The organism is Variovorax sp. CCNWLW225 (assembly GCF_037204045.1).
Taxonomy (GTDB): Bacteria; Pseudomonadota; Gammaproteobacteria; order Burkholderiales; family Burkholderiaceae_C; genus Variovorax.
The window spans coordinates 70,514-95,089 of the sequence record NZ_JBBCBV010000001.1; the positions used below are offsets into that span (position 1 = coordinate 70,514).

The following is a 24,576-nucleotide window of genomic DNA, read 5'->3' on the forward strand; positions in this document are numbered from 1 at the left end:
GAAACGTTGGTTCCGCGCTGTACCCCCGTATCCTACCGTCTTCATAGTAGTGAACCTCGAAGATAGCGACCACGCCGTCTCGGCTCATCACTCTATATTCCCAAGTCATTTATCCTCACTTGTGGCAATCGACGATGTCAGCTTAAATATTTCGTACAAGGGGGCCTCGGATTCTCGCGCTGTTGGCGCTGGCAGAGATATTCCATCGCCCCCATAAGGACGGCGGTATTCCTGGCTTCTTCGTTGTCGAAATCATCAGCCATCCTCTCTTTGAACCTTTTTATTGATAGCGGGCTTATTCTGCGCGACACAGCTCGATCCAGAATCCCCAAAAGTTGGCGCTCCAAGTCGCTGCTGCGCTCTATCTCAGTTCCGTTCAAGACGAATTTGGGATAGCCCACTTTTCTCTCGCGCTCAAGTGAGTGGTCAACCTTCAACGAGAACTCTTGCAGGCATCTGTCCAGTCCATCGATCCTCAACGATCCTCCATCCAGATAGACCTCGCCCCTGGATATAGTCACGATGTGTTGACAGTTCGCGCCTCCATTCATCGGCCCAGCCCAAACGCTCACAGAGAGAAGAAAAATGAGTGCTGAAAATAAGCTTTTCATGGCGTGAGTACCGTTGGGTTTGCCGGACTGGTCTGTCCGCCTCGATGAAGGATGAGGGTGTCGCGAAAGCTACCCGCCCTTGTGTTTAGGCTCCTGCTGAGCCTTTCAGCAAGTGAATCTGCAGGATCAGAGACGCGCGTTCAGGGATATGGATGGGTCAGGAATGCGGATCACATACGCGTGGAAATCAACACTAGTTCAGGTATCTAGAACCAACTCAAGACACTCTCGAGGAACACCGAAGGAATGTCCGCTATAGCGAGCACCTTTGTCGTCACTTGTGGTAGCTCCGAAACCGATCCATAGATAACCATAGCTGTCGATTTCCTGGATGGCGGCGATCTGGCCAATGCAGGCACGCATCTCTGCCTGCTCGCTTTCTGGAAGGTCGTGCAACAGCCAGTCTGGAAGGTGCACCACGCGGACACGACTTCCAATTGGAATTTGGTCTTTCATCTCAACATTCTCCTGAGTATTGCTCCCTCTGCCAAACCGTAAGCGTCCACGTTGACAGTGGATTCGCAGACACATTGCCCCTTTGCCATCTGCATGATGAGGTCGCTTGCTGAAGGCCATCTCGGCAACGCACGTATCGTGTCAGTTCCAAGGTCGAGGTTTGACTTTAAGAACGATGCTTCCGCCAGATCGGAGTACCAAGAACCCCGACTCGATGGAAAACTTGGGCGCCTCCTTCTCTGACTTGATCACTCCCAAGTTCGCCATTGCGATCAAGCCACAGTACCCGGGGGTACAAGAATAGAACCATCCCTCGGTACGGATGATCCCGGAGCCTCTTGGGCCGTAGAAAGCATAGATCACCCCGGCCTCCTTCTGTGCATTCATGACGTTCTCTTTGCGCATCTCGCTCTGGGGATACGCTTTCTTGAACCAAGCTTTTGCTGCCTCAACATCCTTGAACTCCATTGGTTCGTCGTAGGCGCTGGCCGTCGTCGCCAGGATAAGTAGCGGTACACCGATCAGTTTGGCAAACATATCGCTCCATACTGGGTGGCCGAGGGCGGCTTCCGATCTTCAGGTGGCCGCTTTCTCGCTCTCGTGTTCGCGCCGCTCAAGGGGTCTCCACATACGCGGTGTTCTTCCAAAGCAGCTCCGCCGAACTGACGCCAAGGGCGGAACAGACCTTCTCGAGCCGGACCTCCCAGTCATTCAGCCTAGAGGCAAAGAACACCTCCGTTTCGCTCCGCGGTCGGCTCTTGTATTTGCTGAGATAAAAGTGGAACCCGTCTCTCAGCTGAAGGTATGCCACCTCGTACTCTTCGAGGTCGTCCACCGCTTGACCAACACTGAAGTTGAGCCTCGATGCCAGTTCCAGCAAGCTTGCCTGGATGGTCGCGACATGAGCAACATTGAAGTTGAACGAGGCAGGGTCGGCTGACGAGACTGACGAAACTTTCATAAGGCTCTCATAGTGGTCGCAAGCATCGAGGGCTGATCAATTACAAGGCCATCGAGTACTCGACACGTTGTCGCTCGGCGAGTGCAATCAATCCCCGTGAAAGATCCTTCAGCTGTTTGTAGGACACGGAGAACTCGCAACACAACGACGCTTTGTACGTGCTGATTCCCTCATCGTTCGGAACCGCCAAGCTGACGCTCAGCCCAACGTTTCCGACCGAGTCGATGGGAACTGCAGATACGTGGAGATGAGTCTGCACCAAAGATTTCATGTCTGGAGCGAAGTACCCGCCTTTGAGGCGAACGGTTCGACCTGCAGGAAGCGGATAAAGCGCAAATTCTTTCGCAGCCTCGCGAAGAGCGGCCAGGTCCATACAGCAACTAGCAGACCCGGAGAAACCTTGGTAGTCGACAGCGAGGAAAGGTCGCCCGTACCGTCCTCCACCGCTTCCACTCGAAAGTTCAGACTGTTCATCTGGTTCTTATTCACGATACAGGACAGTGACCATTTTCCCTCCCGCCAGAGCAAGGACTTCATCGAGCGTATCCACCTCAAGGACTGAGTAGGTCAGCTCTTGGCCGCCCGCAAGTGGGGCACCCTCTGGTGAGGGTGTGGTCTCGGCTTCGACAATTTTTCTGATGCCGGCAAAAACATAGCTCGCCTTCTCTCCATTGAGTTCCAGGTGCCCGTCACCTACCGCGTCCTCGTTTGCCCGGCCGATGATCTCGGCTTTAGTCTTTGCTGAGTCTGGATCGGCGGCGTTGATGATGTAGATGTTTTCATGCACCAGGAAGGAGTCTTGGCTCTCATCGATCAGCTTGAAATAAAACACCGCGTGTGCTGCGTACCACATAGAAGTCCCAGTCGACGACTTTGACAAAGCGCTCTTCCTCAAATCTCCGACTGGTGTCGTATTCCCTGACGGTCGATCCGGCAGCACCATTTCGCCGCCTGCGCCCAACTTGCATTGCTCTCCAACATCTCATTGAAGTCAACTTGGATGCGCGGCTCTTTCCTCTGCATGCTCCTCACTCCTTCAAAACGCGATCAAGACACCTTGGAGTCTTGCGGTTGCCCATTTGGCCAAGGCGGCGGTGCTATTCTCGCGGCCATCAAAATTTCGGGGGTCCAGGATGCGACTTTGGTCCATATGTATGCTCGTCTGGGTAAGTACAGTATCCGCCGCTGATGGATCGACAACAACGCTCTACAAGTCCACCGGCCCTGATGGAAGAACGATCTATAGCGATGTTCCTCCGCCACAGGCCCGAGACTCCAAGACGCTGACGTTCAAGAATCTGCCGGCCAGTCCTTTGTCTGCAGACACCCTTGCGTACGTCGAACAGCTGCGCAAGTCAGCTGACGCCCGAGCATCGGCCACGCCGCCTCGCGACACTGTGCTTTTTTCTGCCAAGTGGTGCGGCTACTGCAAACAGGCAAAGGCCTACCTGGCAGCCAAGGGCATCGGCTATCGGGAGGTGGACATCGACACCGCAGAAGGCAAATCAGCCTATGCGCAACTCGGAGGTAACAGCGGAGTGCCTCAGCTCTTCGCGAATGGTCGGGGTGTCACGGGCTTTACCGCTGCCGCGTATGACGCGTTTTTTCAGGCTCGCAGCAAATAGCAGCGATGCTGCGCCCCAAGGCTTGAACTCGCCTCAAATTCGACAAGCGCGTGCCGCAAAGCGGTCACGAACCGGATTTGAAGCCGGTGAACGACCGCTTTAGGGTTTTCTGAACTTCGGCTTCGGGCCCACTGCAGTCCTTCGCGATTCGCGGAAGCGGACGTTTAGCAGCGCGGAGAGCTGACATTCAGCATGGCAGCAGACTAATATCCGCCAGCACTCTCGTCCGCAATTGATAGCCATGCGTCGACAAGCAGATTGAACTGACTGTCCTTTGCCTTAATGTTCAGTGCAGAAATTGCAGTTCTGGCATCTCGGATAGCCCAGCCAGTTGAATTCAATGTCAGCCATGCATATTTAAGATTGCCGGCGCTTAGATACTCATTGAATAGTTCAATCTTATCCTTACCAGAATCATCGATCCAAGCTGGCTTGGGTAAGTTAGCGGGCCACGCAGCCAGGATTTCTTGGGAAATTTCGAACGAGCAGGCGCTGTTCCACCATGGCTTTAGCTTATCGAAGCTCACAAGTGGGAATTCTCCTGAGTAGGCGCCTACGGCTTCCGCACTTTCGAGCGGAGTCTGGTTTTTAAACTGGTCAATCACTGCCAAGCCGCGCGCATCATCACCCGATATCAATGAAACGGCGTTAATTTGATCCAGATTTTGAACACCAACCGTCTTTGCAAAATTGACTAAATCCCTTTCGACGCCGTCTTGTTCGCTGATTGACATCATTGCGGCGAGAGCGAACAACTGCTCGACGGTTCGTGCTATTTCGATAGTCATGCGCCCGGCCCCGACATGCATTTTTATGTATGTTGGTTTGCGATCCATGAACCAATGCTTCCATGCCCCGATATAGGTCGGACGCGATCCGTCGCTCCATATCGGAATCAATGCGGGTGGAAATCCGTACCACTCTGCCGGCGCCTTAAATGTGGTCAAAGGCGGTTTAATCGTTCCTGCAGCACACTGACTTACCGTGGCCGGAAAATAAAGTGACTCAAAGACTTTTGCGTATGAATTCATATTATTTTGCTGACGCCGAATTGTGCTGAATGGTCATTCAGCGGACTTTTATGCTGCGGCGCGATAGTCTGCATCCAAGCGGGAAAGCCCAGGGCGAGGTTGCCACTCCTCTTTGCGTGAATAGCCAGGAGGGAGCGCGCGTGCACGGCGGACGTTGGCAATGAGCTTCCGGTTCTAGCCACATTCTGCCGTCAAGACGAACTGCGGCGCACCTCACTGAACCCCCATTCGACGGGAGCGCAGCGTCGCTAAGCGTCAGTTGGTCTGGGAGAGACTTGCAACACGCTCGCTCTCGGCTGGGAAAGCAAATTGTCTGGTTCACCTTCTTTGGTCATCGTGTGGTTCGCCTTGCGGTTGGACCTTGGCGGTGGAGGTCCGGTGGTGGCCGAATTCCGCCTTGAGGCTACGCCGTTTCTGATCCCCTAGGAAGGCGCGGTGGGAAGCGCCAGAGTGGCATTCGCGCGCCAAGAGCGAAAGCACAGAACACGACAGTCGCGATGGCACCGACTGTGAGGGTGGTGTCGATAAACGCTTCGAAGCGATGCGCGCGGCCCCATTCGTTTGAAGGATATGCGGCTTTCAAGGCCCCAAGAGCGAGCGCCGACATGACGCCGGCTGCGGCCATCAGCGCAACCGTCGCTGCACCCACGCGAGCAAGGCCAACGGAAATGGGCATCACAACAAACGACGCTAACGGCAGCACAAAGATGAGAGACAAGATGAACACGTACTGGGCTCTTTCCATGCTGCCTCCGCCGAGGAAAACCATAAGCACTGACAGCAGGAAACTTGCAGCGATGACTGCGCAGTAGCCCTGAGCGATCAAGCGAAGCCCCAATCGCTGGAATGACTGCTTGGCGACGCCGCGAACGAAGGCAGTCGGGAGCACAAGGATCGCGAGAAGGAGCCCCACCCCAAGAGGCGAGCTGAGAGAGTGGAAGGCGAAGTCGGGCGCCATGGTCAAGGAGCTATTGTTTGCAGGTTTCTATTAGCTAATTTGAGCTCACCGGGTTATGTCCGGTGCTGGCCGGACGTGCAGGTCAACAGCGCCTCATAGTTTGCCTTTGAGAATCCCGAAGGGAGTGCTTTCATCCGGTTTGAAGGAAACCAAGTTTCCAGCGTCATCACTCAGGAATAATCGGCAGCATTCGCTGCATTGATACATCGGACGCGTTACGCGCCGCATCTCCGCCCACACCTCACCGCCTGCTTGAATTCTCTCTGCAGCGCCCTCGTACAGCTGGTCGGGGATGAAGTGGGCTTTGTGTTCCTGGTAATCGGTGTTGTCTCGCACAACAGCTCCGCAGGGGCATACAAATTTCATAACGTTTCCCTCAACATCGGTGGCCTATCTGAACATGCGAGCTTCATCTGCCTTTCGCGTGTGAGCGATGTATCCACGGATAGCGGGTCGTCGGCACTGCTTTCGCCCGAAAACTGAAGGCCCGTAACGTACGTCTGCTCCTGGCCGTGTGGCGTCATGCGAATGGAACGACTGTGGCATGCGCGAGGCCATGGCGTTTGAGGACAGCAAGCGCTCTTCCAGAAGCGACCAGGGTCAGCTTCGAAAGGGCGAAATCATCCTTCGCCGGCTCGCCCTCAATCTTGAGCCACAGGAAGTTCGGCAGCCGGAGGCAGGGATGGATTTCGCCAAACTCCGGCGACGTTGAAACTTCGACCTCGTCGAAACGCACTCCGCTGAGCGCCTGATCGCGAATCGTCGCTGCGAGTTCCTCGGTGACTAGGAAGCAAGGGGTGCTTTCGACCAGCGCGTCTCCGAGCCAGCCTTCGAAGACATAGTGCAGCTTCGTGACTTCGAATGGGACGGTCGAACGATTGATGCTGGTGTGTTCGCCGAGACCACCGGCAACTTCTGGCTCAACTACAAAAAACTCTTGCACTTTGACCTCGTGTAAGGCTTGGTACCGGATTGAACGCCCGACTTCAGCTGACTGTAGTCAGCTTGCGGGCGCTTGAAGGGTGCGGTCGGATGAAAATTGGCCGGTCAACACGAACTTCCGGTATTGGCCGAAGTCTGTCTGTCATCGCGCTCCGCCTGCCCACGCCTCAGCAATCAGTTCCAGGACGGAGCAGTAGGGTCGAAGCGCGGCGACCACCTCGTTCGCGAGAGCGTTTTGAGCTGCGAGGTCGGGCTCGCGCTGCGGAAATACGGATAGGCTGTACTTTAAGTACGGCCACGACCTCTCGCCGTTCCCAAGCTTGCTCCTGTCACGGAGCGGGTTCTCGGAAAACTTTAGGACGTTACCTTGTACAAGTAGGTAACCTCCTTGTCGGGTCCCGTGGAGTGAGAGTTGCAAGGCGTCAAGGAGCTCCGCTTCAGTGCGCTCGGACTCGACGAGGACTTCAAAAGTAGGGTCCATCGGGCAGCTTTCATGGAACGACAGTTGGCTTCTGGACAGATTCTGCCTCGGCGGCGAGCGTCTGGTTTTGGCCGCACTCTGTCGTCGATGCCCACACAGCATCACAACTTTCGCGGGTCGTTGCTGGGTCGCACCTGAAGCTCTTGTTCGGCCGGAATGGTTCGGAGACCATCCCGCAAGTCTTCATAGGCGGGGCAGTCGCTTGCGCGCACGGCGCCGCGCCGGAAGTCACATGTCAACGTCGTCCCATTCCCCTGACGAGCATGCTCTTCGTATATCAGCGGAGAGCCGCGCCGAAACCGAATCACCAAGACGCGCTCGCCCATCTCGTTCCACATCGTTTGACAGCCGGTGTATCCGGTACTCACCTTGCGAGGGAAGACGAAGAAATAGTTTCCATGGCTGGCGTTCACACCGGCAGCGCGAGGAGGCTTCTTCAACGCACAGGTCCTTTCGGCCCACGCTGGCGCCATCAGCGCCAGCGCTCCAAATGCGACTGCAGCCAGTCGCACGAACCTTGGGGGAGCGCCAATATTCATAGGCAACGAAGCTGATGTGCCGAAGGTCTGCTCATGGCCCGAATTCTGCCACCCACGTGCGAGGGGTCAGCCTCCCGTTGCCATTGGCAGGTCCAAGTCAGGTAAAGCGCTCATAAAACTCGGCGACATCACCAGTGGCGGTCAGCGCCTGGAGCGGAAAGGCTTCCCAAGGTGCTTCTGCTCTCATCGTTGCAAAGCGGGCCAGGAGCGCGTCACGCATGTCCGGCTTTACCTCCCGACGCCAGTTCAAAACCTGACCCCAGGTTGAACTGCCGTTCAGATGCAGCGGCACATCAACGGGTTGAATCGACATCGCATAGGAGCGCGGGAACAGCCTCCTGTAAGCATCGAGGTTGTAGAGCCAGGAGATGCCGCGAACCGACAAGACGCCGCGCTCTGTGCGACGAACATGGGAGAACAATTCGCACAGCTCCTGCACTCTGGCACCAGTGTTCGCGGAGGCCAGAGGGCTTGTGCTTGTGTTCTCTGGAGGGACGAAGTGAATGCGGAGCACGCCGCTGGCATCGGGCGGATCGAAGGAGAAGCAGCCGAACGACCGCCCCGTAGCGAAGCGTGGACGATCCTCGTACCACTCCATGCATAGGGAAAGCGCATCGCGCCTTCCATTGCTCGGGTCGCCGATCCGAGCGACGAAGTCGTTCCAGCGGTTTGCGCCCGCAGGTCCCCAAAGATTCAGACGCCGCCGCAGGTTTGTGCAGTGCGCGATCGACGCGCCCAAAGGCAAATCTGCAACCGCCGCATAGCGCTCGGCAAAACTCAGCTGTAGGGAAAAATAATCTTCAAGCACCACTATGCCGTCGTCTGCTTCTGGCCGATTTGCGACTTCAAGTATGGGTATCGATCCAATCGCGAAGCACAGCTTTGTGCTCCGGCCCTTCGGGTGCATCGAGAAGCGCTTGCGCATCGGCATCCGTGACGCGCTCCCAACCGCTCTTGCCGTTTGCAACGCAGAACAACGAGGCCCAGTACGCACCGCACGTACCGCAAGATGCGAGGTCCAACTCGAACGAATTCGCGTGGCCCATGTCTGTCATCTCCCCCATCTGTTGCGGCCTAGTACAGCAGTTCCACGCATCTGACTCTGCCTGCTTGTTGCTCTGGCTGAGCCAGCTGCCGAGTTTTGACAGCGGATTCATGGCTTGAAAGCGGCGATTTGAGCGTTGAGGTTGAAAGTCCGGTCCTGGCCGCAGGCCGTCACGCGCTCTCAGTCCAAATGCGGTCAAGGTCACCGTCTGCAAAGTCCGTTGCTTCGGAGAATTCAGAAAGCATCCGCGGCACATAGGTAGCAAGCGGTTCGTCCGAGAGCTCTGTCCGAATGGTGTTAGACCATTCCGGGATGCCCCGGCGACAGAGAATGACAAAAAGTCGCCCACTTGCCGTGGCGACGAAGCTTGCCTCGGTCATAGAAAGCTCGTCTGGCACCTCTTCGAACACGAAGCCGTACTTCTCTGTCAGCTGACGTTGCGTGAGCGGCGTGCATGCAAGGTCTTGAAGGAGTCCTCGGTGTGCTGCGGGCAGGTTACGCAATTGGTGCTGGACGTAGTTCATCCATCAATCCTAAGCTGGGCTGGCGATTCGGAGGTCGGCTTTTGGCCGACTGTAGCCGGACCAGGTGTCGGCGCAAAGGGCCCGAAGCTGCCAAAGCAGTCGTTCGCTATGCGATTCCTACGTCCCTCACTGTTGCACATTCGCCCAAGGCAGACTTCGAGCCTACTCTTGCGTGACGGCAACCCACTCCGCCGTCACGACGCCACCGCCATACATCAGAACGTCGACGATATTATCGAGACTCACAAACCGGAAGTGACGGACGGCGCCTCGCGCCAGACCGATGGCCTGGGTGTCCGTGAAGGAGGCCAACCAATGAGAGTCCATGACTTCCAACATTGGGAATGCGTAGCCGTTCCACCTTTCTGCAAGCCGCGGTATTTCGGCAATTGACATAGCTTCCCACGGATGTGAGAACTCGGCATGAGACATGCAGGCCATGACGCTATCGAAGCGTACCAGTAGATCTCGCGCCGGAGCACCGCGAACGTTTGAGAAACTGAGTCGGACTGTGCAGTCGCCTGGCTCCGTGCAAAGTACAGCGTGAGCGCATGGACCAACCACATCCGCAACTGGCATGAATGGAATGTAGGTCTCTTGCATTGAGGACTTGGGCGTTGTTTCGTGAACCATCTGATAGCGTGCACTTCGATTGGACATCGATGCCGACTGTCTGCTCGTGGCCGTACCCAGTCAGCTGAGTGCGGGAGGCAAGGCTCGCCCATTCACCAGCTTTGGTATCGAGCGAGCCACAAGTTCTGTTTTTAGGTCAGCTTCCGCTGCCGGACCGGCTTCGGATAGCGCTTGCCGAAACGACTGCTGTGTAGCCTCCGGCAAGGTTGAACGCCCATATCCTTTCGAGCTGAACGTATGACCGAACCGCGGACCACGGCGCAAACGACACGACCTGCTGTTCGACCGTCTCTTGAATTCCCCTGTCGTCGATGACGAGCTGAACACTATTTGCGGGTTCTTTGTCGACTGCTGCCGAAAGATTCGATTTCCAACGCAGGCCCTTTTTCCACGCATCCACGGTCAAGACACCCGCGGCCAAGAGGAATATCGCCAAAAGTGTCACGCTTTGGCCCTTGTATGACGCCACCAAGCCTAGGCCACACAAGACAAGTGAGGGTATTGCTTGGCGAAAGTAGGCGGGCCTTTGCAGCGAGGACCCACTTCGAAATTCTTCATGGGCAAGCCGTTCTGCTACCCCTAGCTTGTAGTCGAGTTGAAGACGCATGAAATCGAGGCTCCCGGGTTACAACCGCTCAATTCTGCCGTGGTGACGAAGGTCCGGTTGTGGCCGACCTTGACCGGCGTGCACGCGTGGGCAAGGCCCTGCTAGCTGCAAATTGGAGGAGCGTGACGAACTTCCGGTTTTGGCGGCGGCTGTCGTGCTTTACAGCGACATGAATAAGAGCAGGCTCTTGTTCTCACCCGTCGCCTGCCGCGCAAATCCACTGACCGAGTCCACAACCGGTTCAATTGCAGGGCCGCTCGCGCCCATCCGTGCAATTTCATCATGCGTGGCCCACAGCGCAGCCACATCCTTGATGCCAGCCGGCTGCAGCGCGGACAGCCTGCGCACGAAGTCCTGCGGAAACTCAAAAACCCATCGCTCCGACGTGTGAGCAAGCAAGTGCTTCTCACCTTCAAAATCCGTCGCCTCAGCGGTCGCCCCAAGGGCGGCCCAAAGTCCAGCCAGTGCTACGTTGTCCAACGAGTTGAATTGCAACCGCGGCCAACTGCCTGGTGCGGCGGAGAGAATTTGAGGTGCGTCGTCGGTCGATGCAATCAGGATGTCCGTGAGCATGCTCGATGAGTCACTGGGTTGAAGTCGCCAGGCTGACTTTAGCTTCTGCGGGAGCGCCACAGGGGGCCCGCGTCTCAAAACTGGAGGGCCGCGACGAACTTCCGCTCCTGGCCGAACCCAGCCGGCCGCCGCCTCGGAGCTTGACCCCACAGCGGAAGCCCTCGCAAAAACTGCCAGACCCAACAACGGGGGCTAGGTTTTACATTCCTTGGCCGCCGGCCCGGAATGACGAGCTCCTATATCTCAAGGTCGCGTGTGAGCAAAGAATAATCCCGCGAGCTGCAACGGTAGGAACAATCCCGCGCCGGACGTGTCGAGCGAGTCACACCGATGGTTCCGCGATTTGGGTGAAGGCGGCCCACGGCATCCAACAAAACGCCCCTTCGAGTGGAACGACATTGCCGTCCGCTACAAGCGCTTCCCCGGTAAGCACATTCGCGAGCCTCGCACTCCCAAGCCCTTCAGGCAACACCACCCTCGTCCCCCGCCAGGCAGCCATGTCAGGAAGCACCGGCGCCCCTCCTTCCGTCTCATTTCGCGCAATGCCAGCAAACAACCGCCCTGCAATCACCACCAGCATTCGCCCTTCATGCCTACGCGCAAAGGCCACCACATGCCGGGCCAACGGCCCTTCGACCGTGAGCCCTTCATAGCTGCCGTCGCGGAAAAGCTCCGCATGCTCACGCCGCAGCGACAGCATCCGCCAGACGAACCAGAGCTTTGCGCTCCCATCGTGCGGTGCCTCGGCGAGCGATTGCACCCGCGCCGGCAGATCGGCTTCGCCGGCCATTGCCTGAAGCTGATCGAGCCGCTTGCTGCGCAGTTCATAGTCCACCGGGCGCCGGTTGTCGGGGTCGACCAAACTCAGGTCGATGAGCTCACTGCCCTGATACAGATCGGGCACGCCCGGCGAGGCGTACTTCAGCAGCGTCAACGTCAGGCCGTTCCACGCCCCGAACCATGAAAGGCGATCTGCCATGCGCTGGGTGTCGGCAAGGCAGCCGCCTTGCGAACGATCGGAAAGAATCTTTCGTACCAAGGCCTCCAGCGCCTCTTCGTATTGCGCGTCGGGCTGGGTCCAGCGTGTGTGCGACTTGGATTCGCGTGCGGCCTTTTGCATGTACTGCAGCACGCGCTGTTCATACGCCGGCGCGGCTTCGGCGCTGAGTCCACCGAAGGGCAAGGTGCCGAGCAGGGTCTGGTAGAGCAGGTACTCGTCCGCGCGCGAAGGCACGGCAGCCTCGTGCCCTTCACGGCAGAGCGCGTGCCAGCGCGCGAGCGCTTCGCGCCACTCGTCCGGCATTTCCGAAAGCACGTCGATGCGGTTGCGCACATCTTCCGAGCGCTTGTTGTCGTGCGTGGAAGTGGCGAGCATGGTGTGCGGCCAGTGCCGCGCGCGGTCGGCGCTGAGCGTATGGAACTCATCCACATCGAAGCCGAACTGATCGGGCTCGCCGCCCACCTCGTTGAGCGCACTGAGCGGAAAGTAGCGGTAGAACGCGGTGTCTTCCACGCCCTTGGCCGCGACCGGTGCGCTGAACTGCTGAAAGCGCACCGCGAACCGGCGCACGCGCTCGGCCAGTGCCGGGGTTGCACGCTCGGCGGCCTCGCCGCGCAGCGAGCGGCGCACAAAGGCGAAGATGGAACGGTCGGCATCGAGGCTCTGGCGTTCGGCGGCGTCGGTGGCGGCATCGATGAAATGCGCGTCCTGCACGGAAGGCGCATCGACAATGTAGGTACGGTACACCGGCATGCAGGCCGCCACGCCGGCCAGTGCGCGGCGCAACGCATTCAGCGTGTAGTCGCGCGTGGTGCGGTCGGCGCGCGCAATGCGCAGCAGCTCGGTGGAGAGCACGTTCAGTTCTGAAGCGAGCGCGCTGCGCATGACCTCGTGCTTGCCTGCGCGGGCCACGGCATCGAAGTCTTGCGCATCGGCGGTGAAGCGGTGCCAGGTTTGCCGCAGCGCGTCAGCCGCGGCCGTGTCCACCAGCACGCCGTTGGCCACATTGGCAAAACGGTAGCCGGTAGTGCCGTGCACGTGCCATTCAACGGGCACTTCTTCTTCGGAGGCGGCGATCTTTTCGGCGACCACGTACAGCGGGCGCTGGGGCCTGCCGTCGGGCCCCGGGGCCGGCAGCACGATGCCCGCGCGGCGCGCGTAGCCTTCCTGCAGTTGCCTGAAGTAGCGCGCGGGGTCGTACAACCCGTCGGGGTGATCGATGCGCAGGCCGTCCACCACGCCGGCCGCGGCCAGGTCCAGCGCAAAGGACTGCGTGGCCTCGAAGACCTCGTCGCGCTCCATGCGCACCGCCGCCAGGTCGTTGATGTCGAAGAAGCGCCGGTAGTTGATTTCGTCTGCCGCCACACGCCAGTACGCAAGCCGGTAGGCCTGCACCTCGATGAGCCGGTGCAGCTCGTCGCGCGCGTTGTCCGAAGCCAGGTTGAGTTCGGCCACCGCAGCGAGCACGGCGCGCGCCAGCGCGGGATGCGCCTGCACCAGCTGCGCAAGCCGGGCCTTGAACAGCTCCTTGTCGCGCACGCGCTCCGTGCGCTCTGAAGGCGCTTTCGCATGACGGGCCGGCAGGTGGCCGAAGGCTGTCGCAAGACTGGCGAGCTCCGCCGCAAGCGCCGGGTCTCTGAGATGCGGCAGCGCGCGGCCCAACACCACCGGATAGCTTTCGGGCGCGAGCGGAAACCGGTGGTCGAAGTAGCGCAGCGCAAAGCTGCCCTGCGCCGCTTCGAAATGCAGCACCAGGTCGCCGCTGGAGAGCACCTCGCCATAGTGGCCGCCTAGCACCGGCAGCAGCACCTTGCCGGTCAGCTCTTCGTTGAGCGGCTGCCAGTCGATGTCGAAATACTGCGCGAAGAGCGAGGCCGGGCCGTTCTCCAGCACGTCCATCCACCACGCGTTGTCGGCGCCGAGCACGCCCATGTGGTTGGGCACCATGTCGAGCAGCTGCCCCAGGCCGTTGGCCTGCAGCGCCTCGACAAAGCGCGCGAAGCCTTCGGCGCCGCCAAGCTCGGGGTTGATCTCCGCATGGGCCACCACGTCGTAGCCGTGGGTGCTGCCCGCGCGGGCCCGCTGAATGGGCGAGCAGTACACATGGCTCACGCCGAGCTGCGCCAGGTAAGGCAGCACGCGAATGGCATCGTCGAAGCTGAAGCCCTTGTGGAACTGCAGGCGGTAGGTGGCCCGCGGCACGCGCGCCTGCAGAAGCGGCGCCGGCTCCGCGCTTGCGCTGCGTCTAGGCCGCGCCGCGCGCAGGTGCCCGGCCAGGCCTTGCATGGCATCGCTCGCGGCAAGCGCCTCCACCGGCGACGAAAGCTTACGCCGCCAGTTGGGATGCGTATCGACCGTGCCGGGCATGTTGGCCTGCTCGACTTCGCCGGCCACGTCTTCCAGCTGGAACACCATCAGCGCCGAAGGCGCCGCCGCCAGGAACGCATGAATTGCCTGCATGGCCCGCGGCGAAGGCGTTGCGAGCGCCAGTGCCTGCGCGGCCTCGTCGTCCGACAGCAGCCCCGCCTCGCGCACCGCCAGCATCAGCCGGATGCGTTCCTGCGCCCGGTCGAGCAGCTGCTTGTCGAACAGCCGGGGGTCGGGAAAAAGGCCCAACGCCAGCCGCAGCCGAAGGTCGTGCCCCGACCACCAGCCTGTGAGCGTGGCAAGGTCGTGCGTGCTGATGGCGACCAATGCCGCGGGCGGGTATGCCGCGGGCGGCGTGAACCCGCTGCCCTGCTTTTCGAAATAGAGCAGCCGGTAAGACAGCACATCGGCACGCGCGAGCGCATCGCGCATCGCGTCTTCGACCGTGCCCAAATCTTCACCCACGACCATGCAGCGGTGCCGATGGCTCTCCAGGGCCACGATGGCGAGCATCTCGTCGACCGCGTAGCGCACGTACGCGCCGTCGTGGGCGGTGCGGCCTGGTGGAATCCAGAACAGGCGCATCAGCCCCATGACGTGGTCGATGCGCAGCGCGCCCGCATGGCGCATGTTCTCGCGCAGCATCTGCACGAAGGGCTGGTAGTGGTTGGCGCGCAGGCGGTCCGGCCGCAGCGGCGGCAGGCCCCAGTTCTGCCCGGCCGGGTTGAACTCGTCCGGCGGCGCGCCGATGCTGGCACCCACGGCAAAGCAATGCTGCGCGCTCCACGCGTCGGAGCCGCCGCGATCTACTGAAACGGCCAGGTCCAGGTACAGGCCGATGCCCATGCCCAGCGCCTCGCAGCGAGCGCCCGCGCGCGCGAGCTGGCGCTCGGCCAACCATTGCAGGTATTGGTGGTACTGCAGGCGGTCGGCATGCTGGGCCGCAAACTCTTGCACCGCGGGCGAGTCGATGCCGCGGTAGGCCTCCGGCCACACGAGCCAGCCCCAGCATTGCGGGTCTGCCGCCGCAAAGTGGGCCTGCAGCGCTTCGAACAGCGCATGGCGAAGGAGCGGGTCGCCCTGCGCGGCAACGAAGTCGAGAAAGGCCTTGCCCGCTGCGTCCGGGCCACCGGCGCGCAAAAGATGGTGCGTTCTGAAGTGATCGAAAAGCAGCTCGAGCACTTCGAACTTGGCAGCGGCCACGCCGGCATGGTCCACCAGCGGCGCCTCGCGCAGCGCGGCCAGCCTCGCCTGGAACTCGGGCGATTCCACACGGCGGCGCGCGGGCTCGCAGGCGGCGAAATCATCCACCGCCTCGACATCGATATACAGCACGTTGAGCCGCTGCCGGGACGAAGGGCTGTAGGGGCTGGCGCGCTGCGGGTCTGTAGGGAACAGCGCATGCAGCGGGTTCAGCCCGACCACATCGGCGCCCTGCCCGGCCATGCTGTCGATAAGCGTGTCCAGGTCCGTGAAATCGCCGATGCCCCAGTTGCGCGGCGAGCGCAGCGCATACAGCTGCACCGCCGGCCCCCACACACGGCCGCCGTCGCGCACAGCCGGCGGGCGGTAGCAGCGCCCGGGAGACGCGACGACCATGGTTTCGCCGTCCAGGCCATCGATCCGCAGCCAGTGGTAGCCGGGCGCGAGCGACTCGCCCAGGTGCAGGACGCAGCCGCCATCGTGCAGTGCGTGCGCATCGGCTTCGCCATCACGCAGGCGGCCTTCTTCATCGCGCAAGTGCCAGCGAAGCTTGCCGGCAAGATGGCCTTGCCGCGGCAGGTGCACGCTCCAGTGCGGCGCCTGCGCCGCGACAACCAGCACCGGCGGTATGGCCGGCTCGGCCACATCGCCCCGTGCCGCACCCGCCTGCACCCCAAACTCGGCCAGCAATGCGGCAAGGTTCTCGGGCGTGGCGTGGCGCTGCGTTCCAAAAGCGTCGAAATAGGTGGCGGAGATGCCGTAGTGCCTGCAAAGGCGTTCCAGCGCATCGGCGGACCACTGGGTCGAATCAGCCACCGGCCACGTCCTCCAGCGTTGCGTGCACGGCGCCGCGCTCCAGCCGCAGGGCCGTCGCCTCCGCAGCAGCCCCTGAGCTGTAGACCGCCGCACCGGGCGGTGCCGCGGCTTGCGTGGCGGATTGCGCACCGAAGTTGGCCAGCAGGTGAAGGCGCTTGGCCGGCTCGCCGGCCACGGTGCTCGCCAGATCCCACTGCACCTGCACGACGCCGTTTTCGCAGCGATGGCTTCCGGCGTGGCGGGCACCGGCCAGGTGCGGCACCAGCATGCGGTGGCGCGCCTCGAGCAGTTGCTGCATTTCGCACAGCCGCGCAAAGTGCGGTTGCGTGCCGCGCTCGCGCCACCGGAGCTTCGAGGCGGCGAAGGTCTCTTCGGCATTCGGGTCTGGAATGCGCGCTCGCGCCGCTTCGTCGGCAAACGCGGCAAAGCCGCCGAACTCCGCTCGCCTCCCCTCCGCCACGGCGGAAGCCAGCTCCTGACCGAAATCGCAGAAGTACAGGAACGGCGACGAGGCTGCGAATTCATCGCCCATGAAGAGCATCGGCACATGCGGCGATAGCAGCACGCAGGCAAACGCGGCACGCACCAGCGCCGGGTCGCCCATGGCATGAATGCGTTCGCCGAAGGCACGGTTGCCGACCTGGTCGTGCGTCTGCAGGTAAGACACGAAAGCGGTCGAGGGCAACTGCGTGCTGGGTTCGCCGCGCAGCTCCCCGGCGCGGAAGGCCGATGGCTGGCCCTGGTAGATGAAGCCTTCGGCCAGCGCGCGCGCAAGGCGGCACGCGGGGTCGTCGGCATAGTCCGCGTAGTAGCCGTCGCGCTCGCCGGTCGTCAGCACATGCGCCGCATGGTGGAGGTCGTCGTTCCACTGCGCGGTGCCCGCCACCGGCAGGCCGGCGCCGTCGCGCGCCAGCAGCGAGGCCAGGTTGGCGTCGTTCTCGAGCACCAGGTGCACATGCCTTTCGCGTGCGGGGCCGTTGTTCAGCGCCTCGCGGATTTCCTGGACGATGTGCTTTTCGGACGAATCGCGAATGGCGTGGATCGCATCCATGCGCAGGCCGTCGATGTGGAACTCTTCAATCCAATACAGCGCGTTGTGGATGAAGAAGTCGCGCACGGTGCGCGACTCGTCGCCGTCGAAGTTGATGGCGGCCCCCCAGGGGGTGCGCTCCGCCGCGTTGAAGAACTCGGGGCAGCACGCGTGCAGGTAGTTGCCCTCCGGCCCGAAGTGGTTGTAGACCACGTCGACCAGCACCATGAGGCCGAGCCCGTGCGCGGCATTGACCAGCGCCTTGAGGTCGTCCGGCGTTCCGTAGCTGGCGTCGGGCGCGAACTGCAGCACGCCGTCATAGCCCCAGTTGCGCGCACCCGGGAAGTCCGCCAGCGGCATGAGCTCGATGGCGGTGATTCCCAGCTCGGCCAGCTCGCCGATGCGCTCGCGCGCAGCCTGGAAGGTGCCCTCTTCGGTAAAGGTGCCCACGTGCAGTTCGTAGACCACGGCTTCGTGCCAGGGCCGGCCCCGCCAGTCCGTGTCGGTCCATTCGAAGCGGCCCGGGTCGACGATGCGGCTCGGGCCATGAACGTCGTCCGGGTTGTAGCGCGAGGCCGGATCGGGAATGGTGAGGCCGTCGGCGAGCCGGTAGGCGTAGCTGTCGCCGTGGCGCGCATCGGCCAGCGTGAGGCGGTGCCAGCCGTCCGCATCGCGCTGCATTGCGTGCGAAGCGGCCGCGCCTTCGGCCGGCGTGTGCACCAGCGTGATGCCGTCCGCCGAGGGCGCCCAAAGTGCAAAGTCGACGCCGCGGTCGCTGCTTACGGTGGCCCCGAAGGGCATGCGATGAGCGCGCTTCATGGCCGCACATCCGGCCGGCTCAGCACCACGAGCGAGCGGCACTGCAGCGGGTAAGCGGGCTCCGACCACGCGGGCGCGAGCGCGGCCACGTCTTCGGTGGCGGGCGGCGGCGAACCGCTGGCGGTGTCCAGCAGCAACCGCCATGCGCCGTAGGGCGCGGGCGGCAGCGTGAACCTGATCTCGTCGTGATGCGCGTTGAACAGCACCAGAAAGTCGTCGTCGTGCTGCGCCTCGCCGCGCGGCCCGCGGTCGACGATGCCGCCGCCCGACATGTACATGGCAAAGCACCTGGCGTTGGCGTCGCCCCAGTCTTCGGGGCGCATCTCTGCGCCGTCGGGCCTGAGCCAGAGCACGTCGGTCACGCTCTCGGCCTCGCTCGGCTTGCCTGCGAAAAAGCTGCGCCTGCGAAACGAGGGATGCGCGCGCCTGAGTGCGATGGCGCGCTCCACGAAGGTGACCAGCGCCTGCCGCTCGGGCGTGGGGGTCCAGTCGATCCAGCCGAGTTCGTTGTCCTGGCAGTAGACGTTGTTGTTGCCGTTCTGCGTGTGGCCGCGCTCGTCGCCGGCCAGCAGCATGGGCACGCCCTGTGAGAGCAGCAGCGTGGCCAGCATGTTGCGCTTTTGCCGCTCGCGCAGCGCCACGATCTCGGGGTCGTCGGTCGGCCCTTCCGCGCCGCAGTTCCACGAGATGTTGTGGCTGTTGCCGTCGCGGTTGTCTTCGCCGTTCGCTTCGTTGTGCTTGTCGTTGTAAGAGACCAGGTCGTTGAGCGTGAAGCCGTCGTGCGCGGTGATGAAGTTGATGCTTGCCGTGGGCTGCTTGCCCGACCAGCCATACAGGTCTTCGGAGCCGGTGAGCCGCTTGCCCACCTCGCCGATCAAGCCTGCGTCGCCCTTCCAGAAGCCGCGCATGCCGTCGCGGTAGCGGTCGTTCCACTCGGCCCAGCCCAGCGGAAAGTTGCCGACCTGGTAGCCGCCGTGGCCCAGGTCCCATGGCTCCGCAATGAGCTTGACCCGGTTGAGCGTCGGGTCTTGCCGTATCGCATCGAAGAAACCGCCCAGGTTCTCGACCTTGCCCGATTCGCGCGCGAGAGCCGAAGCCAAGTCGAAGCGGAACCCGTCGACGTGCATTTCCTCGGCCCAGTAGCGCAGCGAATCCATCACCAGCTGCAGCGCATGCGGATGCTCCAGGTTGACGGTGTTGCCGCAGCCGGTGAAGTCGTCGTAGTAGCGCCGGTTCTCGGCGTTGACGATGTAGTAAGAGGAGTTGTCCACGCCCCGCATCGAGAGCGTGGGCCCCAGCTGGTTGCCTTCGCAGGTGTGGTTGTAGACCACGTCGAGAATCACCTCGATGCCTGCAGAGTGCAGCGTCTTCACCATGGTCTTGAACTCCTTCACCTTGCCCGAGGCGCTATAGCGCATTTCGGGTGCGAAGTAGGCCAGCGAGTTGTAGCCCCAGTAGTTCTGCAGGCCCTTTTCGGCCAGGTGCCTGTCGTTCAGGAAACTGTGCACCGGCAAGAGCTCCACGGTGGTCACGCCCAGCCGCTTCAGGTAGTCGACCACCGGCGCGCAGCACAGGCCGCCGTAGGTGCCGCGCAGTTCGGTCGGCACGTCGGGGTGGCGCATGGTGAAGCCGCGCACGTGCAGCTCGTAGATGACCATGTCCTGCCAGGGGACGGATGGGCGGCGGTCGTCGCCCCAGGTAAAGGCGGTTTCGAGCACGCGGCCCTTGGGCACCAGCGGTGCGCTGTCGCGGCGGTCGAACGACAGGTCTTCGCGCTTGCTGCCCACGGTGTAGCCGTAGAGCGCATCGCCCCAGCGCAGCTCGCCGACCAGGTCCTTCGCGTAGGGGTCGACCAGCAGCTTGTGCGCGTTGAAGCGGTGTCCTTCTTCGGGCTTGTACGGCCCGTGCACGCGGTAACCGTAGGCAAGGCCTGGGCGGGCCTCGGGCAGGTAGCAGTGCCAGATGCCGTCGGTGCGCTCGCGGATCGGAATGCGCTGGATTTCGTGGCGGCCCTTCTCGTCGAAAAGGCACAGGTCAACGCCCTGTGCATGCTGGGAGAAGAGCGCGAAGTTGACGCCCTCCCCGTCCCAGTTGGCGCCGCGCGGATAGGGGCGGCCCGGCCACACGGCCGTGATGGAAGGTCGTTTGCTGCGTGTCATCAATTCGAATGTGGGAGAAAGAGGCGAAGGAGAAAAGCGAGGTGCGAGAGATGCTCAGCGCGGCGGCCGCTCGCCCGGCGAGCTGCCTTTGCTGGGCTCGACGACGATCGTCGGTGTTGTCGTGGTGGTGGTGCTCTTGCCCTGGGGCTCGCGCGGCCACCAGCGCTCGATCTGCGCCGCGGCCCAGTCTTTTCCCGCGAGCCCGAAGGCCAGCGCCAGCGCAAACACCACGCCCGCCAGCACCACCAGGAAGCTCTCGCGCACGATGTCGCCGCCCACCTTGATCTGGTCCAGCGCAATCAGGATGACGAAGGCCATGACCGCATAGCGCGCAATCTGCCCCAGCAGCACGGCATCGCGCATCTGCGCACCGCGAAAGTAGCTCGACACCGCCTCTCCCACGAAGCGGGCGAAATACGATCCGAAGGCCAGCACCAGCAAGGCGACGAACAGGTTCGGCACAAACCACACCACGCGCCCGAGCAGGTCGGCGATGTAGCTCAGCCCCAGGCCGTTGAACGCCACCAGCAGTGCCGCAAGAATGACGAGCCAGTAGGCCAGCACGCCGAACAGGCTGCTGGTGTCGCCGCCCCACCCGCCCTGGCGCAAGAAGTTGTCCAGCCCAGCGCGTTCTGTCAGCACGTTGAAGTTGATGGCGCGCAATGCCTTGGTAACGGCAAAGCGCACCGTTTTGGCGATAAGCCAGCCGGCGAGCACCACGACGAGTGCAATGGCCAGGCGAGGCACGAAGGCCCCAACCTGGTAGAGCATTGCGTTCAGCGGCTCCAGGTGAATGCCAAATCGGTCCATGAGTCTCTCCGGTGCGTGAATGCGGTTGCGGACAAAAGCGGCGAATGCGATGCAAGCATCAACCGGGCCGCTCTGCCTGCAGGAGCGCCAGCACGCCGTTCAGCGGCACCTGGGCCCAGTCGGCGCGGTTGTTGAGCTCGTAGCGCAGCTCGTACAGCGCCTTCTCCAGTTCGAACAGCGCGAGCAGTTCGGTGTCGATCTGCGCGTTGCCGTCGCCTGCCGCCTGCGAATAGCCGTCCATGAAGGCCTGGCGCGTGGCCTGCTCCCATGCGGCGGCGGGCGGTGCAAGGTAGGCGGCTTCTTCCACGCTCTGCGCCACCCGCCGCAGGGCCGACCAGCGCGCGTAGTTGAAGGAGCGCAGCATGCCGGCCACGTCGCGCAGCGGCGAGCCCTTGGCCCGGCGCTCGTCGAAGCTGCGGGCCGGCTCGCCCTCGAAATCGATGATGACGAAATCGTTGTCGCGCACCAGCACCTGGCCCAGGTGAAAGTCGCCGTGGTAGCGGCTCTTGATGCCGCCCTGCGTTTGCGGCTTGCGCGCCGCAATCGAAGCCTGCAGTGCGTCTTCCATGGTGAGAAGCGCCTGGCCGTCGATCTGCGCCGGCGCCGGCAGTTGGCCCAGCCGGTCGCGCAACAGCGAAAGCGTGGTCGCAACGTCGGCCCGGGCCTGCGCCGCATAGCGGGCAATGTCTTCGGCCAGCAGCGGCTCGGGCTCGAAGGCCGCGGCGCCCGTGCGCATTGCCAGGGCCTTGTGCAGCTCGGCGGTGCGCCTGCCCAGCGTAGCCATGAGCGCGAGAAAGCCGCCATGCGCGGCCAGTGGGTCGGGCAGCGCGCCGTTGGTGGTGGCAAAGTCGCGCAAAAAGCGCTCCAGGTAGCCCAGCGTGTGGTCCCAGCCGTCGCCCTGGTTGGACACATACGACTGCACCATGGCCAGCGTCATGGTGCGGCCGTCGCTGGCCGTGTATTCGAGCGCGCCCAGCACCGGCACGCAGTGCGGGTAGTGCGCCACTTCGGTCAGGAAGCGGCCCATCTCCAGTTCGGGGTTCAGGCCTTCGCGCAGGTGGCGGTAGCCCTTGAGGAACAGGGTTTCGTTCACCGTGACCACCGTGTTGCTGCTCACGCCGCTCGGCCGCCCGACCGGCAGGCTGTCGATATCTGCCTTGACGGCCGCGAATGCCGCAGTGGGGCGGAAACGCATCCGCCCGTGTGCGGTGTCCAGGTCCATGCCGTTGCGAATGGCGTGCAGCAGCGCCCGGCAAAAAGCTTCGTCGTAGAAGGCGTCGCCCATCAGGCCTACTTGCGCCTGCTGCCGCACCTTGGCCACCGCGGCCTGCGCCACTCCGGCCATGCGCTCTTCATCGCGCTCTTCCCAGGCCAGTGCCAGCGGCATGAAATAGGTGGCGCCGCCGTGAGGGCCGTCGAGCTCGAGCAGAGGCAGCATCCAGCTTTGCGAGCCGGATTCCCACACCGCATGGTCCGCCAGCCGCGCCCGCTCGATGGTGGTTCCCTTCGATGCATACCAGCGCTGTATTTCGATGTGCCGCGGCAGTACCTCTTGCTCGAACTGCGCGCGCATGCGCTCCGACATGCCGATGCGCCACGGCATCACCCGGTCGCGGAAGAAGCTGGTCCAGCCGTCGAACAGCACCAGCGTGGGCCACTCCTGCAGCGCCACGCCTTCCTGGTGCCAGCTGGGCATCTCGGCGTCGGACGTGAGCCTGAACCAGTAGAACCCGTACGACGAGAGCGTGAGCAGGTACGGCAACTCGCCGATGGGCGGAAACGGCGCACGGCCCAGCATCTCGATGGGCACCCTGCCCTTGAAGGCCGAAAGGTCGAGCTCCACCGGCTGCGCGGCCCGCGAGAGGTTGAACACCGTCAGGATGATGTCGTCGCCGTACTCGCTGAGGTAAGCGAGGATCTTGCGGTTGCCCGGCTTCAGAAAGCGGCGCTTGCCGCGGCCGAAGGCATGGCTGGTCTTGCGCACGGCCAGCATGCGCTTGGTCCAGTTGAGCAGCGAGCTGCTGTCGCGCGCCTGGGCCTCCACGTTCAGCGCCTCGTAGCCGAACATCGGGTCCATGATGGGCTGCAGGTACAGGCGCTGCGGGTCGGCGCGCGAGAAGCCGGCGTTGCGGTCGGGGCTCCACTGCATGGGCGTGCGCACGCCGTTGCGGTCGCCCACGAACACGTTGTCGCCCATGCCGATCTCGTCGCCGTAGTAGATGATGGGCGAGCCCGGCATCGACAGCAGCATGCCGTTCATGAGCTTCACGCGGTCAATGTCGTTTTCCATCAGCGGCGCAAGGCGGCGGCGAATGCCCAGGTTGATGCGCGCGCGCAGGTCGGCGGCGTACATGGTGTACATGTAGTCGCGCTCCTTGCTGGTCACCATCTCGAGCGTCAGCTCGTCGTGGTTGCGCAGGAAGATCGCCCACTGGCAGCCCTCCGGAATGTCCGGCGTCTGCTGCATGATCTCGACGATGGGGTGCCGGTCTTCCTGCGCAATGGCCATGTACATGCGCGGCATCAGCGGAAAGTGGTACGCCATGTGGCATTCGTCGCCGTCGCCGAAATACTCGCGCACGTCTTCCGGCCACATGTTGGCCTCTGCCAGCAGAAAGCGGTTCTTGTACTGCGCGTCGATGGCGGCGCGCAACTTCTTGATTACCGCATGCGTCTCGGGCAGGTTCTCGTTGCTGGTGCCGTCGCGCTCCACCAGGTAGGGAATGGCATCGAGCCGGAAGCCGTCCACCCCCATGTCGAGCCAGAAGCGCATCACCTTGAAGATGGCCTCCAGCACCGCCGGGTTGTCGAAGTTCAGGTCCGGCTGGTGGCTGAAGAAGCGGTGCCAGTAGTAGGCCTTGGCCACCGGGTCCCAAGCCCAGTTCGACGTCTCGGTGTCGGTGAAGATGATGCGCGTGCCCTGGTAGATCTGGTCGGTGTCGCTCCACACATAGAAGTCGCGCTCGGGCGAGCCCGCGGGCGCACGGCGCGCGGCCTGAAACCAGGGGTGGTCGCTCGATGTGTGGTTGATGACCAGCTCGGTGATCACACGCAGCCCGCGCTCGTGCGCGGCGTCGAGCATCTCGCGAAAGTCGTCGAGCGTGCCGTACTGCGGGTTCACGTCTTCGTAGGCCGAGATGTCGTAGCCGTCGTCGCGCAGCGGCGAGGGATAGAACGGCATCAGCCAGATGGTGTTGACGCCCAGCTCCTTCACGTAGTCGAGCTTGGCCGTCACGCCCTTGAAGTCGCCGATGCCGTCGTTGTTGGAGTCGAAGAAGGCCTTGACGTTGAGCTGGTAGATCACCGCGTCCCGGTACCACAGCGGGTCGTCGCTGATGTCGATCTCGACCGTTTCAAGCGCAATGTGGGAGACAGGTGCATTCATG

General features: G+C 62.3%; 19 protein-coding genes. 1 reads left to right on the forward strand and 18 read right to left on the reverse strand.

Features of this window, described 5'->3' with window-relative positions; translation table 11 throughout:
* Positions 1-137: 137 nt before the first annotated feature.
* From V9L20_RS00360 to V9L20_RS00385, 6 genes are all read right to left on the reverse strand, one after another.
* A complete protein-coding gene (locus V9L20_RS00360; protein ID WP_337295052.1) occupies positions 138-611 on the reverse strand; it encodes a hypothetical protein in 474 nt (157 codons plus the stop codon).
* 198 nt (positions 612-809) lie between these two features.
* Entirely contained in the window at positions 810-1,067 is a 258-nt protein-coding gene (locus tag V9L20_RS00365) for a hypothetical protein (RefSeq protein WP_337295053.1), read from the reverse strand.
* A 141-nt stretch (positions 1,068-1,208) separates the two neighbouring features.
* Positions 1,209-1,604, reverse strand: a complete 396-nt coding sequence (locus V9L20_RS00370) for a hypothetical protein (RefSeq protein WP_337295054.1) — start codon at positions 1,602-1,604, stop codon at positions 1,209-1,211.
* A gap of 76 nt (positions 1,605-1,680) precedes the next feature.
* Positions 1,681-2,028 (reverse strand): hypothetical protein, encoded by a 348-nt coding sequence (locus V9L20_RS00375; protein WP_337295055.1) that lies wholly within the window; start codon positions 2,026-2,028, stop codon positions 1,681-1,683.
* A gap of 267 nt (positions 2,029-2,295) precedes the next feature.
* On the reverse strand, positions 2,296-2,502 hold the full coding sequence (locus tag V9L20_RS00380) for a hypothetical protein (RefSeq protein WP_337295056.1): 207 nt from the start codon (positions 2,500-2,502) through the stop codon (positions 2,296-2,298).
* 7 nt (positions 2,503-2,509) lie between these two features.
* Complete coding sequence (locus V9L20_RS00385) at positions 2,510-2,971, reverse strand: DUF4288 domain-containing protein (RefSeq protein ID WP_337295665.1); 462 nt, start codon at positions 2,969-2,971, stop codon at positions 2,510-2,512.
* A gap of 211 nt (positions 2,972-3,182) precedes the next feature.
* Here V9L20_RS00385 and V9L20_RS00390 point away from each other — a divergent pair, with 211 nt between their 5' ends.
* The gene (locus V9L20_RS00390; RefSeq protein ID WP_337295057.1) at positions 3,183-3,653 is read left to right on the forward strand and encodes a glutaredoxin domain-containing protein; all 471 of its coding nucleotides are present in this window, start codon (positions 3,183-3,185) and stop codon (positions 3,651-3,653) included.
* 203 nt (positions 3,654-3,856) lie between these two features.
* Here the strand turns inward: V9L20_RS00390 and V9L20_RS00395 are convergent, their stop codons facing one another.
* The 12 genes from V9L20_RS00395 to treS form a co-directional block, all read right to left on the reverse strand.
* The gene (locus tag V9L20_RS00395; RefSeq protein WP_337295058.1) at positions 3,857-4,684 is read right to left on the reverse strand and encodes a hypothetical protein; all 828 of its coding nucleotides are present in this window, start codon (positions 4,682-4,684) and stop codon (positions 3,857-3,859) included.
* A 403-nt stretch (positions 4,685-5,087) separates the two neighbouring features.
* The gene (locus tag V9L20_RS00400) at positions 5,088-5,642 is read right to left on the reverse strand and encodes a hypothetical protein (protein WP_337295059.1); all 555 of its coding nucleotides are present in this window, start codon (positions 5,640-5,642) and stop codon (positions 5,088-5,090) included.
* 520 nt (positions 5,643-6,162) lie between these two features.
* Positions 6,163-6,585: a hypothetical protein gene (locus V9L20_RS00405; protein ID WP_337295060.1), complete on the reverse strand. Its 423-nt coding sequence runs from the start codon at positions 6,583-6,585 to the stop codon at positions 6,163-6,165.
* A 1,116-nt stretch (positions 6,586-7,701) separates the two neighbouring features.
* Positions 7,702-8,535 carry a hypothetical protein gene (locus tag V9L20_RS00410; RefSeq protein ID WP_337295061.1) on the reverse strand — a complete coding sequence of 278 codons (834 nt, stop codon included), beginning with the start codon at positions 8,533-8,535 and terminating at the stop codon, positions 7,702-7,704.
* 284 nt (positions 8,536-8,819) lie between these two features.
* A complete protein-coding gene (locus tag V9L20_RS00415; RefSeq protein WP_337295062.1) occupies positions 8,820-9,173 on the reverse strand; it encodes a hypothetical protein in 354 nt (117 codons plus the stop codon).
* A 769-nt stretch (positions 9,174-9,942) separates the two neighbouring features.
* Entirely contained in the window at positions 9,943-10,413 is a 471-nt protein-coding gene (locus tag V9L20_RS00420) for a hypothetical protein (RefSeq protein ID WP_337295063.1), read from the reverse strand.
* A 159-nt stretch (positions 10,414-10,572) separates the two neighbouring features.
* Positions 10,573-10,986 carry a hypothetical protein gene (locus V9L20_RS00425; RefSeq protein WP_337295064.1) on the reverse strand — a complete coding sequence of 138 codons (414 nt, stop codon included), beginning with the start codon at positions 10,984-10,986 and terminating at the stop codon, positions 10,573-10,575.
* A gap of 322 nt (positions 10,987-11,308) precedes the next feature.
* Positions 11,309-16,372, reverse strand: coding sequence for a malto-oligosyltrehalose synthase (locus V9L20_RS00430; protein WP_337295065.1), 5,064 nt, complete (start codon positions 16,370-16,372; stop codon positions 11,309-11,311).
* Positions 16,365-18,221, reverse strand: a complete 1,857-nt coding sequence (gene treZ / locus V9L20_RS00435; protein WP_337295066.1) for a malto-oligosyltrehalose trehalohydrolase — start codon at positions 18,219-18,221, stop codon at positions 16,365-16,367. Before treZ ends, V9L20_RS00430 begins: the two co-directional genes overlap by 8 nt.
* Positions 18,218-20,380: a glycogen debranching protein GlgX gene (glgX, locus tag V9L20_RS00440; protein WP_337295067.1), complete on the reverse strand. Its 2,163-nt coding sequence runs from the start codon at positions 20,378-20,380 to the stop codon at positions 18,218-18,220. Before glgX ends, treZ begins: the two co-directional genes overlap by 4 nt.
* A gap of 54 nt (positions 20,381-20,434) precedes the next feature.
* Entirely contained in the window at positions 20,435-21,190 is a 756-nt protein-coding gene (locus tag V9L20_RS00445) for a mechanosensitive ion channel family protein (protein ID WP_337295068.1), read from the reverse strand.
* Positions 21,191-21,248: 58 nt separating this feature from the next.
* The gene (gene treS, locus V9L20_RS00450) at positions 21,249-24,575 is read right to left on the reverse strand and encodes a maltose alpha-D-glucosyltransferase (RefSeq protein WP_337295069.1); all 3,327 of its coding nucleotides are present in this window, start codon (positions 24,573-24,575) and stop codon (positions 21,249-21,251) included.
* Between the last annotated feature and the right edge of the window lies 1 nt (position 24,576).